Origin of the sequence: Mesorhizobium loti R88b (genome assembly GCF_013170845.1) — a bacterium.
Taxonomy (GTDB): Bacteria; Pseudomonadota; Alphaproteobacteria; order Rhizobiales; family Rhizobiaceae; genus Mesorhizobium; species Mesorhizobium loti_B.
In genome coordinates, this window is record NZ_CP033367.1 from 275,286 (window position 1) to 291,675 (window position 16,390).

Annotated in this window: 13 protein-coding genes; 7 read left to right on the forward strand and 6 right to left on the reverse strand. The window is 62.1% G+C overall.

Annotated elements, in window-relative coordinates:
• Nucleotides 1-84: 84 nt before the first annotated feature.
• The 4 genes from EB235_RS01290 to EB235_RS01305 are packed head-to-tail and all read left to right on the forward strand — an operon-like array spanning nt 85 to nt 5,292.
• Nucleotides 85-495, forward strand: a complete 411-nt coding sequence (locus EB235_RS01290) for a lasso peptide biosynthesis B2 protein (RefSeq protein ID WP_245268882.1) — start codon at nt 85-87, stop codon at nt 493-495.
• Nucleotides 492-2,414: a lasso peptide isopeptide bond-forming cyclase gene (locus tag EB235_RS01295; RefSeq protein ID WP_027032752.1), complete on the forward strand. Its 1,923-nt coding sequence runs from the start codon at nt 492-494 to the stop codon at nt 2,412-2,414. The genes EB235_RS01290 and EB235_RS01295 overlap by 4 nt, the downstream gene beginning before the upstream one ends.
• Nucleotides 2,411-3,442, forward strand: coding sequence for a serine kinase (locus EB235_RS01300; RefSeq protein WP_027032751.1), 1,032 nt, complete (start codon nt 2,411-2,413; stop codon nt 3,440-3,442). Before EB235_RS01295 ends, EB235_RS01300 begins: the two co-directional genes overlap by 4 nt.
• A gap of 8 nt (nt 3,443-3,450) precedes the next feature.
• Nucleotides 3,451-5,292, forward strand: coding sequence for an ABC transporter ATP-binding protein (locus tag EB235_RS01305; protein ID WP_032925838.1), 1,842 nt, complete (start codon nt 3,451-3,453; stop codon nt 5,290-5,292).
• Nucleotides 5,293-5,316: 24 nt separating this feature from the next.
• On the opposite strand, the gene EB235_RS01310 is transcribed toward EB235_RS01305, so the two are convergent.
• Complete coding sequence (locus tag EB235_RS01310; RefSeq protein ID WP_027032749.1) at nt 5,317-5,592, reverse strand: hypothetical protein; 276 nt, start codon at nt 5,590-5,592, stop codon at nt 5,317-5,319.
• A 601-nt stretch (nt 5,593-6,193) separates the two neighbouring features.
• On the opposite strand from EB235_RS01310, the gene EB235_RS01315 reads away from it, so the two are divergent.
• From EB235_RS01315 to EB235_RS01325, 3 genes are all read left to right on the forward strand, one after another.
• Complete coding sequence (locus EB235_RS01315) at nt 6,194-6,871, forward strand: sugar transferase (RefSeq protein ID WP_027032748.1); 678 nt, start codon at nt 6,194-6,196, stop codon at nt 6,869-6,871.
• 84 nt (nt 6,872-6,955) lie between these two features.
• Nucleotides 6,956-8,215, forward strand: a complete 1,260-nt coding sequence (locus EB235_RS01320) for a polysaccharide biosynthesis/export family protein (protein ID WP_027032747.1) — start codon at nt 6,956-6,958, stop codon at nt 8,213-8,215.
• Nucleotides 8,216-8,371: 156 nt separating this feature from the next.
• Nucleotides 8,372-8,929 (forward strand): acyltransferase, encoded by a 558-nt coding sequence (locus EB235_RS01325; protein WP_027032746.1) that lies wholly within the window; start codon nt 8,372-8,374, stop codon nt 8,927-8,929.
• Nucleotides 8,930-8,971: 42 nt separating this feature from the next.
• Here EB235_RS01325 and EB235_RS01330 read toward each other — a convergent pair whose 3' ends face one another.
• The 5 genes from EB235_RS01330 to EB235_RS01350 all read right to left on the reverse strand — a co-directional run bounded on the left by EB235_RS01330 (nt 8,972) and on the right by EB235_RS01350 (nt 16,336).
• Nucleotides 8,972-10,252, reverse strand: coding sequence for an O-antigen ligase family protein (locus EB235_RS01330; protein WP_032925835.1), 1,281 nt, complete (start codon nt 10,250-10,252; stop codon nt 8,972-8,974).
• Between the two features lie 327 nt (nt 10,253-10,579).
• Nucleotides 10,580-11,407: an SDR family NAD(P)-dependent oxidoreductase gene (locus EB235_RS01335; protein WP_027032745.1), complete on the reverse strand. Its 828-nt coding sequence runs from the start codon at nt 11,405-11,407 to the stop codon at nt 10,580-10,582.
• Between the two features lie 99 nt (nt 11,408-11,506).
• Nucleotides 11,507-11,992: an acetone carboxylase subunit gamma gene (locus tag EB235_RS01340; RefSeq protein ID WP_027032744.1), complete on the reverse strand. Its 486-nt coding sequence runs from the start codon at nt 11,990-11,992 to the stop codon at nt 11,507-11,509.
• The gene (locus EB235_RS01345; RefSeq protein ID WP_027032743.1) at nt 11,989-14,193 is read right to left on the reverse strand and encodes a hydantoinase B/oxoprolinase family protein; all 2,205 of its coding nucleotides are present in this window, start codon (nt 14,191-14,193) and stop codon (nt 11,989-11,991) included. Before EB235_RS01345 ends, EB235_RS01340 begins: the two co-directional genes overlap by 4 nt.
• A gap of 13 nt (nt 14,194-14,206) precedes the next feature.
• Nucleotides 14,207-16,336, reverse strand: a complete 2,130-nt coding sequence (locus EB235_RS01350; RefSeq protein WP_027032742.1) for a hydantoinase/oxoprolinase family protein — start codon at nt 16,334-16,336, stop codon at nt 14,207-14,209.
• Nucleotides 16,337-16,390 lie beyond the last annotated feature (54 nt).

Consider the following 16,390-nt stretch of genomic DNA (forward strand, 5'->3'; position numbering starts at 1 on the left):
CCGCAAAAGGCCGTGGTTTCTCGGCAAAGACCTGCGGCGGAAAGACGTCCGAGGCCAGCGAACCGTCGGCCCCGCAAGCCGGGCTTGACCAGGGTTCTCTTCCTGAGCGGCTCGGAAGCACTCTTCCTTTGCCATTGCCTGCTAGTGGTCACGACCGTCCGGCTTGGGCTGACGTTGTTTTCGTACAACCGTGTTCGCGGCATGGTGACCCGGCTCAACGCGCACCAGTGCGCAAGCATGGGCGAGTTGCGGCTCGTCGCCTGGGGGGTTGCCGCGGCCGCACGGTTCGTGCCGCGCGCCTCTTGCCTCACCCAGGCGCTTTCGGGCCAATACATTCTCGCGCGCCAGGGCAATGCCTCCAACATCCGCATCGGTATCGAACGCGGCACCGGCCAGCAACTGAAAGCGCATGCCTGGCTGGTCAGCGACAACCATGTCGTGCTTGGCGGCTCCATCGATGGTTTCGCGCATCTGGTAGACCACGGCAGCCGATGAGCGGCGTGGCCGGAATCCTGCTGCGACAGGAGCCCGCGCCGGCGGACGCAGCGACCGACATCCAACGGATGCTGGCACGCATGCGTCATCGCGGCCCTGACGGAAATTCATGGTGGCTGGACAGCGGCATCGCGCTTGGCCACGCCTGGCTGAACACGACCGATGAAGCCGGCCCCGGCCCGCTGACCATGGCCGGCGGCAAGCTCGCCATCACCGCCGATTGCCGGCTGGACAATCGCGACGAGCTGATGGCGAGGCTCGGCATACGCGACAGGTCGGTTGCGGACGCGACATTGCTGATGCGGGCCTATCTGCGCTGGGGGGAAGCCAGCCCCGTGCATCTGCAAGGCGATTTCGCCTTTGCCATCTGGGACGCCGAGCGGCAGCTGTTGTTTTGCGCGCGCGACCATTTCGGGGTCAAGCCATTCTACTACCACGCAGCGGACCGGCGCTTTGCCTTCGCCTCCGAGATCGGGCCCATGCTTGACCTCGACGGGATTGGCGCGCGCATCAGCGAGCGCAGCATTTCGGGGTTCCTGGCCGGACTTCCCGACGACCCGCAATCCACCGCCTACAGCGACATCTTCAGCCTGCCGGCGCGCCACAGCCTCACCGTCACCGCACAACAGGTGGTGCTGCGCCGATATTGGCAGATCGAGCCGTCGCCGCGACCGTTGCGGTCGGATGCGGCGGAAGAATTCGCCCATCTGTTCTCGCAATCGGTGCGCAACCGCATGCGCGGAAGCCAGTCGATCGGCGCGATGCTGAGCGGCGGCCTCGATTCGTCGTCGATCGCCTGTGTCGCCGGCCTGCAGAACGCCGCCGATCGCAAACCGAAGCTGCCGACCTTCTCGCTGATTTTCGACAAGGGCTCGCCGATGGACGAGCGCCCCTTCATCGATGCCGTGCTCGATCAGCAGAAGACCGACCCGACGCTGATCCCTGTCGGCAATTACGCACCCTTTGCGGAATTCGAGCGGGTCCTTGAAGAGCAGGAAGGCACCTTCCTGGCACCGGGCCTGACGCTCACCCGCGGCATCTACCGGACGGCGGGCGCCAAGGGCATCAAGGTGCTTCTCGACGGCCATGGCGGCGACGAGGTCGTTTCCCCGGGACATGGCCATCTGCACGAGCTTGCCAATGGCGGCAGGTGGCTGGACCTTTGGCGCGAGGTCCGCAGCGCCTCCAACACCTATGGCGACAGCACGTTTGGGCTCTATTTCCAGTTCCTGACCCTTTACGGACCGGCCTGGCGGATCGCCAAGGCGAGACAGATGGCGACCAGGGTTCTCAACAAGATACGCAAGCCCACGCAAATGCAGCGCGGCCGCAGCTGGCGCGACCTGGTCAATCCAGACCTGGCCAGGCGGACCGAACTTATCGACCGCTTCCATCGCGCCGGCTACATGCCGCCCGGCGTCCAGGCCAGCGACGCGCTCAGCCATCGCTGGATCCTGTCCAACGGCTACGTGCCGCACTCTTTCGAGGTGCTCGACAAGGCGGCTGCCAATTTCGGCGTCGAACCGCGCTATCCCTTCTGGGACAAGCCGCTGGTCGAGTTCTGCCTGGCGCTGCCGGGCGAGGAAAAACTCAGCCACGGCTTTGGCCGCTATGTGCTTCGCCGCGCCATGGAAGGAATCCTGCCGGCAGAGGTCCAGTGGCGGCGCACCAAGATTGATTTCACCGCCAATCTCGTCAACGGCATGGTGCGCAACCATCGCGACCTGCTGGAACAATTGCTGGTCTCGGATGCCGACCGCATCGCGCCCTATGTCAACCTGCCACAGGTGAGCGCCGCCTATGCACGGCTGCTGCGCCAGCCGGACCAGGCAGCACCGCTCGATGTCCAGTATGTCTGGCGCTCGGCCTCACTGTCGCTCTGGCTGCGGCAAGTCCAGCACAGCGAGAGTCCCGCATGATGCCTCGCAACCAGCCACTCGCCACCTACCTTGATAATCCGCCTTCGCCTGGCGGGATGGTCAGAAAGTGCCATTTTTACCGGGCGTACGGCCTGACCGTCGCGTCCGATGTGGCCTTGCCCGAGCTGGAGCCGGCGGAACCGGCGGAGCCGGATATCCTGATCGCCATCGGCACGATCGACATGCCGAAGCCTTCGCCCGAGGCCGCTACGATCTTCCGCTTCGAGCCGGACCGGCAATATCTGGCGTGGCATGCCGTCGGCGCCTTCCTGATCAGCGATTTCAGCCGCATCGACATCGAGCCAGCGCCCGGCGTCGATGACGCGCTGCTCGCCTTCCCGTTGCTGGGACCGGTGTTGGCGCTGCTGCTGCACCAGCGTGGCCTGCTCGTCCTGCATGCCAGCGCCATCGCGGTGGCCGGCAAGGGCGCCATCTTCATGGGCGACAAGGGCGCCGGCAAATCGACGACGGCAAGCGCGCTGATCCGGGCCGGGCATGATCTGCTTACCGACGATGTCGTGGCGCTCGATCTCGCCAAACCGGACGCGCCGATGATCGTTCCGGGCTTTCCGCAGATCAAGCTTGCCGCCGACGCCGCGGCCGCGATTTCGCTGGGGCAAGCGGAGGTGCGGCCGCAAGTGCATCCGGCGATCGAGAAGATGCAACATCGCCTGCACGGCGCCTTCTCCGGCGGCACGGTGCCGGCGACCAGGATCTATGTCCTCGAGCGCGGCCAAAGAGCCGCGGTTACGGCCTTGCCCGGCATCGCCGCCTTGCCGGCGATCATCAAATTTTCCTACGTGACGCGGTTCGGCCGCGCGGCGCTGTCTGGCGATTTCGCGGCGCTGCATTTTCGCCAATGTTCAGCAATCGCTAACCATGTCGGCGTGTTCCGGCTGGAAGTTCCGGCCGGCCTCGACAGGATTGGCGAGGCCGTGGAGTTGGTCGAAACCGATCTCGCAGCCGGGGATCTGGCGGCCGGGAGTCTGGCAGCCAAGGATCTGGCGGCTGGCCGTCGGCAGCGGTGAGCGCAATCATGGCGAAGCCTTCAATCCTCCGTCTGTCGCTGTTTCGCGATGTCGCCGCGCTCGGCGCCGTCATTGCCCAGATCGGCGGCCGGCGAACCTGGACGGCGCTGCTGTTCCTGATCCTCGGCAGCCTGACGGAAGGCATTTCCATCCTGCTTTTGGTGCCGCTGCTGCACCTGGTCGGGCGCGCCGACCAGGATTTCGCGGTGCGGTTGCCGAACAACGATTTCGTGCGCTGGTTGGTGCCGGACGGAACGCTGCAACTGACGACGGTGCTGTGCGCGCTGGTCGGGCTTGTTGCCGTGCAGGCCGCGTTCAACCGCTTCAAGTCGGTTTACATGGCCAGGCTTCTCTTCGATTTCATCAACCGCTTGCGCATGAACCTGTTCGAAAGCATCGGCAAGGCGCGCTGGGGCGTGTTCTCGCGCATGCGTAGCTCGGATCTCGACCATGCCCTGACCGGCGACATCGACCGCGTCCAGGGCGCCGCCTTCTCGCTGCTCATGCTGGTGCAGATATCAGTGCTGCTGGTGGGCTATCTCGTGATCTCGATGTTCATCTCGCCTGTCATGACGGCGTTTGCCATCGTCATCGGCATCGTGATGTTCATAGCGCTGCAGCCGTTTCGCGCGCGCGCCACCGCCTTTGGCCGGGTCCTGACGACCAATCGCCAGGATCAGTACCGCACGGTCTCGGAGTTCCTCGGTGGCATCAAGGTGGCCAAGAGCCTGAATGTCGAGGCCAGCTATTTCGCGCAACTGCAGGCAACGCTCGAAAAGATGAAGGCCGACAACATCAACTATGTCAGCAACAGCTCGATCGGCACCGCCGTGTTCCAGGTGGCGAGCGTCGTCGGCTTGAGCCTGTTCATCTATGTGGCGCTGGTCCGGTTCAACCTGTCGCTGGCCGAGATTGTCGTGCTGCTGCTGGTTTTCATGCGCATCGCGCCGCGCTTCATGGACATGCAGACGCAGGCCCAGCAGGTGCTGATCAACCTGCCCGCCTATACGGCCATGCGCAGCCTGCAGGCCCGTTTCGACGCCGAGCGCGAGCCGGGCCATGCCGAATCGGAAGATTCGCAAAAGCTGTCGCTCGATACCGGACTGAACATTCGCGGCGTCTCCTTCGACTACGACGGCGCCGGCAAGGCGGTGGTGAGCGATATCACCTTCGGCCTTCCCTCGGGCAAGGTCACCGCCCTGATCGGGCCCTCGGGATCGGGCAAGAGCACGATCGCCGACGTGCTGCTTGGCCTGCTCGAGCCGACCACCGGCAAGATCCTTGTCGACGGCGTCGAGATCGATGCCAGCAATCGCCGGCGCTGGCGTAACCAGGTCGCCTATGTGCCGCAGGACGTGTTCCTGCTGCATGACACGATCGCGGCGAACCTGCGTCTTGCCGCGCCGCAAGCCAGCGACGACGATTTGTGGACCGCATTGCGTGCCGCTCATGCCGGCGAATTCGTCGAACGGCTCGATCATCGGCTGGATACGGTGGTCGGCGACCGTGGCGTGCGCCTCTCAGGCGGCGAGCGCCAGCGCATCGCGCTGGCGCGTGCGCTGCTGCGCAAGCCGTCGCTGCTCATCCTCGACGAGGCGACTAGCGCACTCGACTGGCAGAACCAGTCACTGATAGCCCGGTCGATCGACGGATTGCGCGGCACGATGACCATACTGACCATCGCGCACCGGCCATCGATGATCGCCTTCGCCGACTGGGTGGTGGCGATGGAAGACGGCCGTGTCGTGGAAGTCGGGCAGTATCAGCGACTGAAGGCGAAGCCGGCGAGCCGGCTGTCCAAGATGCTGTCGGGAGAACAGTCGGAAACCGAACCCGCCAATGTGGCCTGAAGCCAGGTCATATCCCCGTGGAAACTAATGCAGGCTGCGCCTTGCACTGCCCAGCTTCTCGCCTTCCGAAACGTCGGGTGAGCTCAGCTTTCTTTCGGCCTCGCGCGCCATGTCGGCCGGCGTCGGCGCGCTCCTGGCGATCATGGCATAGACTAGGACGAAATAGCCGGCCTGAATGACCACGGCGCAGATGATGACACGCAGCAGTGTCGTGCCTATCGACGCGCCGCCAAGCCAGGACCAGGCGACGACGATCGCAAGAGCGAAAACCATCCCGACGATGAATTTTGGAAGTGACATACCCAACAGCCCATAAACCGGCTCGGGTTATATCCAACGATAGCCCCACCCGAGCGCCGTCCCTTGTTACGCGGGCTTGTAAGGATGCCCGCTATCGACCGGTTGCTTCCGGCCTTTCAACCTGTCGCCACTCTGACAGGTATAATTTGCAATTCTATTAAGGCGAGCAGAGGGCGGCAAGGGCAACCGCACATATTTTTGATTGAGCTTACGCGATCGACTCTGCCATGCTGCAATGCACACTACCACAATTCACTCAACCTGAAGCGGCTATGTTTTTTCAGTACAATCCACAATATTAAGTAGTATTTTATGCTAATCGTCGCGAACTTCGCACCTTCCTAAAGCACTAAAATGTACCATTCCGGACCGCCGAGAACGGCTTGCCCAAAAATCGCCCCAAAAAGATCCTTATTTTTTTCCACTTGCCCATTTATTGTCACAAATGTGCTAAGCATCCCGAAAAATGTGCATCGCTAGCTTATAATTTAGTCAATTCATGACGTGACTATTTCAAGGGTCTGGGAAATTGTGTGTTGCGCTGCAGCATTTTTTTGATATCTTTGTGGTGAACCATTCGTTCAACGCATGGAGTTTCCGCATGAGGGATATTGCCAAGTCGGCCACGGCGGACTTTTCGCAGCCTGACACCGACTTTCCGCCGCCAATCGGCGGCCTCATCAAGCGCAGCTTCGATATTGCCGGTTCGCTGGCTGGTTTGATTGCTCTCAGCCCGCTGTTTGTGATGATAGCGCTGCTGGTCAAGTTTTCCGACGGTGGATCGATTTTCTACGGTCATCGGCGAATCGGTCGCGGCGGACGGATTTTTCCGTGCCTGAAGTTCCGCACCATGGTTCCGGACGGCGACAAGGTGCTGGCTGCCTACCTTGCCACCAATCCGGACGCCAATGCGGAATGGGTGGCTACCCGCAAATTGAAGAACGATCCGCGCGTCACCCGTGTCGGCGCGGTGTTGCGCAAGCTTAGCCTCGATGAACTGCCGCAGATCATCAACATCCTGCAGGGCGACATGAGCCTTGTCGGGCCTCGTCCGGTGGTGCGCGACGAGCTGGAAATCTACGGCAGTGCCGCCGTGTACTATCTGAAGTCGCGGCCCGGCCTGACCGGCCTGTGGCAGGTCAGCGGCCGCAACGACGTCTCCTACGACAGCCGTGTCGCCTTCGATCGCCACTATGTCGAGAATTGGTCGCTGTTCGGCGACGTGCGCATCATCATCAAGACTGTGCCGGCCGTCTGGATGTCACGCGGCTCTTACTGACCGGCCGCCGGCACCAGGCATCCGGCGGCAAGCTCATCGGGCGATGGGGCTAAAACGGATCGGAACGTTCAGTTGAAAACAGACATGTTCGAAGCCTTTGGCAGCGGCCCTCTTTCCGGCCGCTCCCGGCTCATGGCCACGTGCCTTGCGGTGTCGCTCGCTTTTCTTCCCCAGATCGCCATATCAGGCGAATACCAGCTCGGCTCGCAGGACAAGCTCACCATCCGGATCGCCGAATGGCAGACCGTGGAAGGTACGTTCCGTGACTGGTCGGCGGTGAACGGTGAATACACGGTCGGTCCGGGCGGAACGCTGTCGGTGCCTTTCGTCGGCGAGTTGCCGGCGGCCGGCAAGACCACGGCGGAAGTCGCGGCCGCGATCGGCGAAGCGCTGCAGCACAAGCTCGCTCTGTCGGACAAGCCCGAAGCCTCGGTCGAGATGGCGCAATTCCGCCCGTTCTATATTTCCGGCGAGGTGCAGAACCCCGGCCAATTTCCCTTTGTGCCCGATCTGACGGTGCTGAAGGCGATCAGTGTCGCCGGCGGCATCAGGCGCAACACCGATTACGGCCCGCAGCTCGGCAAGGACCTGGTCACCGCCAAGGGCAATTTCGATATTTCCGACGACCAGCGCGTCCGGTTGATCGTCAGGCGCGCCCGCATCGATGCCGATCTGGCCGGCAAGGCGAGCTTCGAGGCGCCGCAGGAGGTCCAGAGCGACCCAAGGCTGCCGACCATCGTCGCCGACGAGATGACGATCCTAACGGCGGACCAGAAGGCGCTGAAGCTGAAGCTCGAGGCGCTCGACGATCTCAAGGGCGTTCTGCAGGCCGAAATCGAATCGCTGCAAAAGAAGATCGTCAACCAACAGAAGCAGGTCGATCTGGCACAGCAGCAGCTCGCCAGCATCGGTCCGCTGGCGCAGAAGGGCCTTGTCGCCAATTCGCGGCTCCTGGATTCGCAGCAGTCCGTCACCGACCTGCAGGGCAAGATCCTGGACTATGAGACAGCCATCCTCACCGCCAAGCAGTCGATCAGCAAGGCGACGCAGGACGCCATCGATGCCCAGAACACCTTGAGTTCCACCCTCGCCGCCGACCGGCAGCAGACCGAGGCCGACCTGAACGAGGCCGCGCTGAAAGTGAACATGCAGAAAGGCCTGATCGCCCAGGCCAGCGATCCCTCGACGACGGCCGCCATCACCAACGACCAGCAGCCCACTCTCGTCTATTCGCTGGTGCGCAATGTCGATGGCAAGACCAGCGAAATCACCGCCAAGGAAGACACGCCGGTGCTGCCTGGCGACGTGATCAAGGTCAAGATAGCGCCGCTGGCCAGCCAGTAGGATTTCGAAAAAGAGCATCGAGCGTTCGCAGGCGTTTTGAAGAAGACAGGTCTCGCGGGCGCGCAAGCCCACTGTCCATCGAAGACCACGTATTACCCTCGCTGATAATCCTGCCTGCGTGACGATACCGTCGCGGGCGAACGAAGAGATGGCGTCGTGAACGTCTACCGCATTCGAAGATATTTGAAGGGTTCGATCTTCACGCTCGTCTGGAGGATGAGAGGCATAAAAATTGCCGATCGGGTTTCCGTGCTGGGGACGGCGCCTCACATCGCCGGCAAAGGCGGAATTGAATTTGGCTCGCTTGTTTCATTTCGCGGTTTCGGATCGCGCTCCTGGTTTCATGTGTCGGGCAAAGGCAAGCTGTCTATCGGTTCGAGATCGTTCATCAACAGCGGCGTCATGATCGATGCCGCGCTCCGTGTAAGCATAGGGAAAAACTGTCTTATTGGGGATTGCGTCGTCATCCAGGATTCGAACTATCACGAGATCGACGAAGGCTCGGGCGTCAAGACCAAAGCCGTTCTCATCGGCGATAATGTCTGGATCGGTCGAAATTCCATAATTCTGCCCGGTGTCGAGCTTGGCGACCACAGCGTCATTGGCGCCGGATCGGTCGTCACCAAGAGCGTTCCCCCGCGAAGCCTTGTGGCAGGAAATCCTGCCCGGGTCCTGCGCGAGGTCGTGGCATCCCCCGACTACATCCGTACTTGATCCCTATCGCTCAAAGCCGCTACGCGCCTTGGTCGGAACCGATTAGCCGGGCAATGCCGACTTCTCCGCGCCACCGGGTTCCATGAAGCCGACCCGCGCCCATCGCGTGCGGGTAACAGGCACGCGCGCCAGTTTGAAGTGACTGTAATAGAGCAAGAACGAGCCCATTATGTAGGGGTTGAGGATATCGACCTCGACGAATGACCTGATCACCAACAGCACCATCACGCCTGCAAGGATCACCGGCTCGGTCTGCCATGTTCTGAAGATCACCGCGGTGACATGGCCGACCAGCGTGCGCAGGATAATCAGCGAAATCATCACCGCGCCAACGAAGCCAAGTTCGACGAGGGCTTCGATATAGGTGTTATGGAAATGAAAGCCCGTGCGCGAGGTTATGTAGAATTCGTTCCAGAGCCGCTCGGCTTCGGCAAAACCCTGTACCCAGTAGGCTCCATAGCCGACACCAAGGATCGGGGATCGCTGCGCGGTGGTCCAGCCCTGGTCCCAGAGATAGGTCCGCCCCGTAAGCGTCGAATCCTTGCCGAAAATGCCGAGAACGAAATCCATCAGACCGAGATTAAGGGCGACAAAGACCGCCACGACCAGCAGGCCCGCGCCAACTATGAAAATGACCCGGCGATAACGTCTCGGCAGTAGCTTGGTGATGGCGAGAAGGGCCACCAGCGCCAGCACCGCAGGGATCGAGGCCATCGACGTGGCGGAATGGGAGAGCGCCAGAAGATACGTCGACAAGATCACGACAGGCAAAGCCAGGATCAGGCTCAGCCGGCCGCGCCGGTAAAAGGCAAGGTATACCACGCTGAAATAGATACCCAGCGAGGCGACAAAGCCGATCTGGTTCTTGGAGGCAAACGCGCCGACGAAACTATAGCTGCCGTCGAGAACGTCCTCGGAATAGGCCCCTACCTTGAGCGAGTAGAGCATGACGACGAATATGCCGATCAGCGCGCCCAGCGTCAGAGTACGCACGCTGACGGTGCGCGCCGCGACATAGGCACAGGCAATGTGGGAAAGATACTGGATCGCGGTTCTGGCGGTGACGCCGGGTGCCTGCGACCAGAAGACGGAGAAGCAGATATAGGCCGCGAACAGCAGCGGCAGCCAGGCGCTGGACAGTTGCCTCAGGAAGCGCCGGTAGTCGACCAGTATCAGCGGAAGCCAGACGGCGTAGTAGGCCAGGATCAGCACCTGGCCGAAAATGACGGAGTAGGAGAACGCCCAGATCGAGACGGCCACGGCAAATGCGCCATAGACCGAGTTTTTCTCGGGATCGACCAGCAATGACTTTGGAATCTTCATCTCAGAGTCCCGTCGACGCGACCCAGGGCCGGCAAGCCAGGCAGGCCGCAAGCCGGCCGGCATATCCGCAAACAGGGGCGTGCAATAAGGGGCATCTCCATTGTGCAGTGCAATATAACCTATCGCACCGCATGCTCAATGGCAAATCCGGTCACCTTGTCTTACACTAGAGCAGTTCGCCGTCGGCAAACCGCTCTAACTCTTTGTTTTGACGCGATTCCGAACGGGAAACCGTTCACACTTTTCCTGGGATTGCTCTAGCGAACGGGGAGGAATCAGCCGGTAGCCCACCCAGTACGCCCGCCCGGATCAGGCGAGGAGAACACACTACCACAGGGCCCCGCCGGTGATCTGTATGTTTTCCATGGTGATGCCTTTGGCGAGATCCGAGCACAGGAATACCGCCAGAGCGGCGATCTCCTGCGGCTGCAGCATACGCTGCTGCGGATTGCCTTTGGCGATCTCGGCCATCGCTTCCTGGGCGCTGCGGCCCTTGCCCTCGCGCTCGACGACTTGCGCCACATTGCGGCGCATCAGTTCGGTCTCGACCCAGGTCGGGCTGATCATGACGCAGGTGACGCCGTGTGCGGCCCCTTCCAGAGCCACGCAGCGGGTGAGGCCGAGAAGTCCGGCCTTGGAGGCGCAATAGGCGGGGTTATCCTTCCAGCCGACGGAAGCGGCGGTCGAGCCGATGTTGACGATGCGCCCCCAACCGCGCTCGATCATGCCGGGAAGCACGGCACGGGTAGCGCGGAATGCGCCGGTCAGGTTGGTGTCTACGATCTTGTCCCACAGCGAATCGGAATGGCCGCAGACCGGCTGCTCGGCGGTGGTGCCGGCGGCGTTGACCAGTATGTCGGCAGCGCCGACAGCGGCTTCGGCTTCGGCCACGAAAAGGTTGGTGATCTCACTGTCACGGACATCGAGATGAGCAGCGTGAACCCTCGTGCCGTGGGCCGCGAGAGCTGCGCGAACCCGCTCGATCTCGTCAGCGCCGGGATAGTAGGCGGCATCGGATTTGTCGGCCCCGGCGGGGGCAATGTAGGAGCCGACGGCGACATTGACGCCGGCCTGCGCCAGGGCCGCGGCAATGGCGAAGCCCATGCCGGAAAACCCGCCGGTGACGATCGCGCTGCGGCCGGAAAGATTTGTCATGTGGCCAGTCTCCGATGCCTACGTCCGACACGCTATTCATAGGCCGGTGCCGGCAAAGAACGCTACCTTGCCGGCGACGCGGTTCACAAGATCAGCTTCCTACAGTGGTTTGCCCAGCCATTCGCGATAGAAGCCTTCGAGATCGGGTTCGAAATCATGCACGATGGGGTAGCCGGGGGCCGCCGCCTCCACCTCGTGCATGGTGCCGCATTCCGGGCAGATAAACTCGCGGATCTCCATCCACTGCGGATCGGGGATATCGCTGTTCGGGTAGATCTCGCGCAACGCTTCCTCGGTGTTGCGCACGATGATCGCGGCCTTGAGCTTCCAGTTCTTGCGGTAGTCGCCGAAGGAGTGGCCGCATTCGCAGCGGGTGATCCGCTCGTCGCCGCTTTGGCAGATGAACAAATGATCCGAGACCGGCAGCAGGATCGGGTCTTTCCAGGCGACGCGGTCCTGATAGACGGCGACCATCTTGAAGAAGCGGTCATCGTCCTTGTAGGCGCTCATGATGCGCCGCGTCTGCGGCCAGGGCAGCTGGCCAGCGGCGAGATCGGCAAGGACTTCCTTGCTGTACGAGGTCATGGCTTTGCTCCCGGCATGAAGATCGATTTGGCGTCGACCTTCCAGAAATCACTGAAATCTTTGGTGAAGCGCGAGGAAAGCTTGATCGCGCTGGCGTACATCTTCTTCACCTCGGGGGCGAAGTCAGCCTTCTCGACCCGGCCGCGTTCGGCTTCGATCCAGTCCGAAACGGGGATCGCCTTGGCCAGACGCTGCTTGCGCATGGCGGCCCGACGTTTAATCGTGGCGTCGATATCGGCAACCGGATAGCCCTCGGCATCGTCCTTCAGAATGATGCCGAAAACCTGGTCGGCCGCCTGGCGGGTGAGAAAACCGTTCTCGACGTCCCATGCCGTCTTGATCGGATCGCGTTCCAGCACGTCGCCATAACCGCCGCCGCCATTGTAGGAATGGCTGAAGATGTCGCCGGATTTGTGCGGCGCGGTGATGTAGGGGCCTTCGACCACGACATGGTCACCGCCGATATTCTTCTCATAGTCGGAGACGTCAGGGGCGATGCCGGGCGCATGCGCCAGCGGTTCACCCTTGGCCGCCAGTTCGTGGATGTTGGAGTTGCGCACCGCGCGATGTTTTTGGCAGGTCGGCGCGGGATAACCGCCGCACATGCCGCCATTGTCGAACACGCGCGAGGAATGCTCCGATGTGTGGAGCCGCAGATGCGAGGTCTTGTTGATCAGCCAGGTCGAGACGAAGGAACAGCCGCCGCGATATTTGCCGGCGCCGCCCGAATTGGGGACGATCGAGCGGCCGATATAGACCATCGGCATCGACTGTTCCCAGACCTCGATGTTGCCCATGTCGGATTCCGGATTCCAGCCGACATAGGCGGTGTCGAGGCCATCGGCGATGGCCAGCGCGCCGGAGCCAGCGGCGGCGCATTCAAAATGCGCCATGCCGAACGGCGTACCGTACTGGCTTTCGCCACCCATCTCGATCATCGGGCTGTTGACCTGGCCGACGAAGGCCTCCTCGACGAAGCCACGCGCCACGAAGCCGCGAGACAAAAGCCGCTGGAAGACGCCATAGGCCGGCAGCAGCAGTGCCCATGAGGTGGCGGTCGCAACCATCTCATTGTCCGGGTTGGTCCAGGTGCCGTGCGGCAATTTCAGCTCGGTCGCCATCCAGGCGCCGTCATTGACCAGGCCTTCGAAATTCATGTGCTGGGTCAAGGTGACAAACATGCCGCCATCCATGCCGGCCGGCGTGCAGTTCATCGAATGGTAGCCCCAGGGCTGCGTGCCCTCGAAGTCCATGGTGATCTTACCGTCGGTGGTGATCTCCATCTCGATCGGGATGTTGTAGAGCCAATCGGGATCGCCGAGCAGCTGGAAGCCAGGTTTGCCGGCCGTAACGTGGCCGTAGAAAGTGTGGCCGCGATAGATGCCGGGAACGGTGAGCTGGCGGGTGCGGGCGAGCTGGGCGCGGCGGCCTTCCTCGATGAATTCCTTCGACACCTTCATCCAGTAGTCGAGGCCGATCTCGGAGATCAGATGCTGGACGCTTTCGCGCATGTCGATGCAAGAGGCGACCTTAGCCTTTTCGTCGAGCACCCAGTAGATGGGCATGCGCAGATTGCGCTCGCAGCGGATGACGTAGTCGCGGCGGATCTCGTCATTCTCGCCGATCTTCTCGGCGCAGACGAACAGGCCTTCGGTGAAGCGCTCCTGAGCCAGGCAGACGTCGCCGCCAGGCGTGATGCCGCCGGCTTCCAGCTCGTGGCAGACCGCACCTGCCCAGCCGACCAGCGTGCCTTCATGGAAGATCGGCACCACGTCCATCACGTCGGGCACCTGCACCGTGCCGATGAAAGCGTCATTGTTGGCGAAGATGTCGCCTTCGCGGATCTTCGGGTTTTCCTCGTAATTGTTCTTGATCATCCACTTGATGAAGCGGCTCATCGTGTGGACGTGCACCATGATGCCGTTGGACAGCGCAATGGCGTCGCCTTCGGGGGTGTAGATGGCGACCACCATCTCGCCGACCTCACGCACGCCGGGCGATGCCGAGATGCGACGCGCCATTTCGCGGGCCGAGACGCAATAGGCGCGCAGCTTGGTGTGCAGCGTCTCGAATTTCAGCGGGTCCTGGTTGCGCAGCGTGAGCTCGGTGATGCCATCATAGCAGCCGGTCTCTTCCATGAGCCGCTCGGAATCGAGCAGTCTTTCGCGAAGGCGCAGGGCCGAAGCAGGTTTGTCCAACATGGCGATCGCCCTCTCAAGCGTGGGTGTAATGCAGCAGCGTCCACTCATCGACATGGACACGGTCCTGCGGATGAACGACGAGCGTGGTGGCGGGATGTTCGATGATGGCCGGGCCGATCACTTCATGGCCGGGCTGCAGCAGATCCATCTCGTAGAGATTGGCCTTGTGCCAGCGCCCGCCAATATAGGCCTCGCGCACGCCCTTGTGGGCGGCTGCCGGGTCGGACTTGCCGAGCGGCCGCTTGAGCAGCACTGGCTTGACCTTGTCGGCGGTGGCGATGAGGCCAAGCTCGGTGATGGTGAAGCCGGCCTCGCCATAACGCGACACGCGATGATTGACCTTGGCGTAGACAGCTTCGAACTCGTCAATGACCTTGCGCATATCGTCGGCGGAGTTGACCTCGGCGAGCGGCGCCATGACTTCGACATCCTCGAGCTGGCCGGTGTAGCGCATCATCAGGAACGGCACGGTCTTGATCTTGTCCCTGCTATGGCCGTCGGTGATCATCTCGTCGACCGCTGCTTTGGTCAGATCGTTCCAGACCGTGGTGACCTTTTTTCCGAAGGCGAGCAGTTCGTCATCGCTGGCCCGGGCGCCGATGTCGTGCTGCGTCGACACCGAATGGCGGCGCATGAAATCGGCGGTGGTGCAACCGAAGGCCGAGAAGGCGGCGGCGAACTGGAAGGTGATGATGTCCTTGAAGCCGATGCCCCTGGAGCAGCCGGCAAGATGCAGCGGACCGGAGCCACCATAGGAGAGCAGGGTGAATTCCGAGGGGTGGATGCCCTGGCCGGAGATGACGCGGCGCAGTGCGTTGTTGGCGTCGGCCTCCAGCATCTCGATCATGCCCTCGGCAGCCTCCTCGACCCCAACGCCAAGGATGCTGGAGCACTTTTCTTCAAAGGCCTTGCGCGCCTTTTCGACCTGCAGGACGACCTTGCCGCCGAGGAAATAATACGGGTTCAGGCGGCCGAGAATGGCGTCGCAATCGGCGATGGTGGGTTCGGTGCCGCCCTTGGCGAAGCAGATCGGGCCGGGGTCGGAGCCAGCGCTTTCCGGTCCGAGCGAGACCTTCTTGGTCAGCGGGTCGACCTTGAGGATCATGCCGGCGCCGGCGCCAATCGTGTCGAGGTGCAGCGTCGGCACGTTGAGCTTGAAACGGTCCATCAACGGCTCGTTCTCGATCCGCGTCTGGCCGCGCGAGATGACGCCCATGTCGAAGGAAGTACCACCCATGTCCGAACAGATCAGCGAGTCGTTGCCGATCAGCTTGCCGACATAGGCCGCCCCAAGGATGCCGCCGATCGGGCCGGAGATCATGGTTTCGTGCAGGCGCGGATGGTTGATCGAGGTCAGGCCGCCGAAGGAAAGCAGCGTTTGCACGCCGTATTTGAAGCCGTATTTCTTCGAGACGTCCTCGATACCCCTAAGCTGCTTGCGGCCGCGCGAGGTGGCGTAGGCCTCGATCAGCACCGAGTTCAGCCGCGACTGTTCGCGGATGACGGGACGGACTTCGTGGCTGGTGTAGACTGATATCTCGGCGCCGGCCTTGGCGATCTCCTCGCGGCAGATATCGGCAATGCGCTTCTCGTGCACCGGATTGACGTGCGAGAAGATCGTCATGATGCAGATCGCCTCGACCTTGTCGGCGATCAGCTTTTTGGCGGCGGCTGCGACTTCATGTTCGTAGAGCGGCAGCACGATGTCGCCGAACTGGTCGATGCGCTCGGTGACACCGTGGGTGCGGCGGCGCGGCACCAGCGGATCGGGATGATGATGGGTGACCGCATGCATCCGGTCGGCATAGGAATAGTCGGCCCAGGCCTGCAAGCCGCGGCCCATCAGGATCATGTCCTCCAGGCCCTTGGTGGTGATCAGACCGAGGCGACGGCCGGTGCGCGACAGCAGCGTGTTGAGCATGCCGGTGCCGGAATAGAGCACGACGTTGACGCCGGAGAAGAGTGACTCCAGCGAGATGCCCCAGGCATCGGCCGCGTCTTCGGCCGAGGCGAGGAAGCCTTCGGCCTCGTTCTTCGGCGTGGTCGCCGACTTGCCGATCTTGAAGTGGCCGTCCTGATCGACAAGGATCGTGTCGGTCATGGTGCCGCCGGCGTCGATACCGATCACGATCGGATTGCCGATTATCGGGGCAGAGGGATTGGGTTGGGTCACGGTCGCCTCGGTATCTGGTCTAGG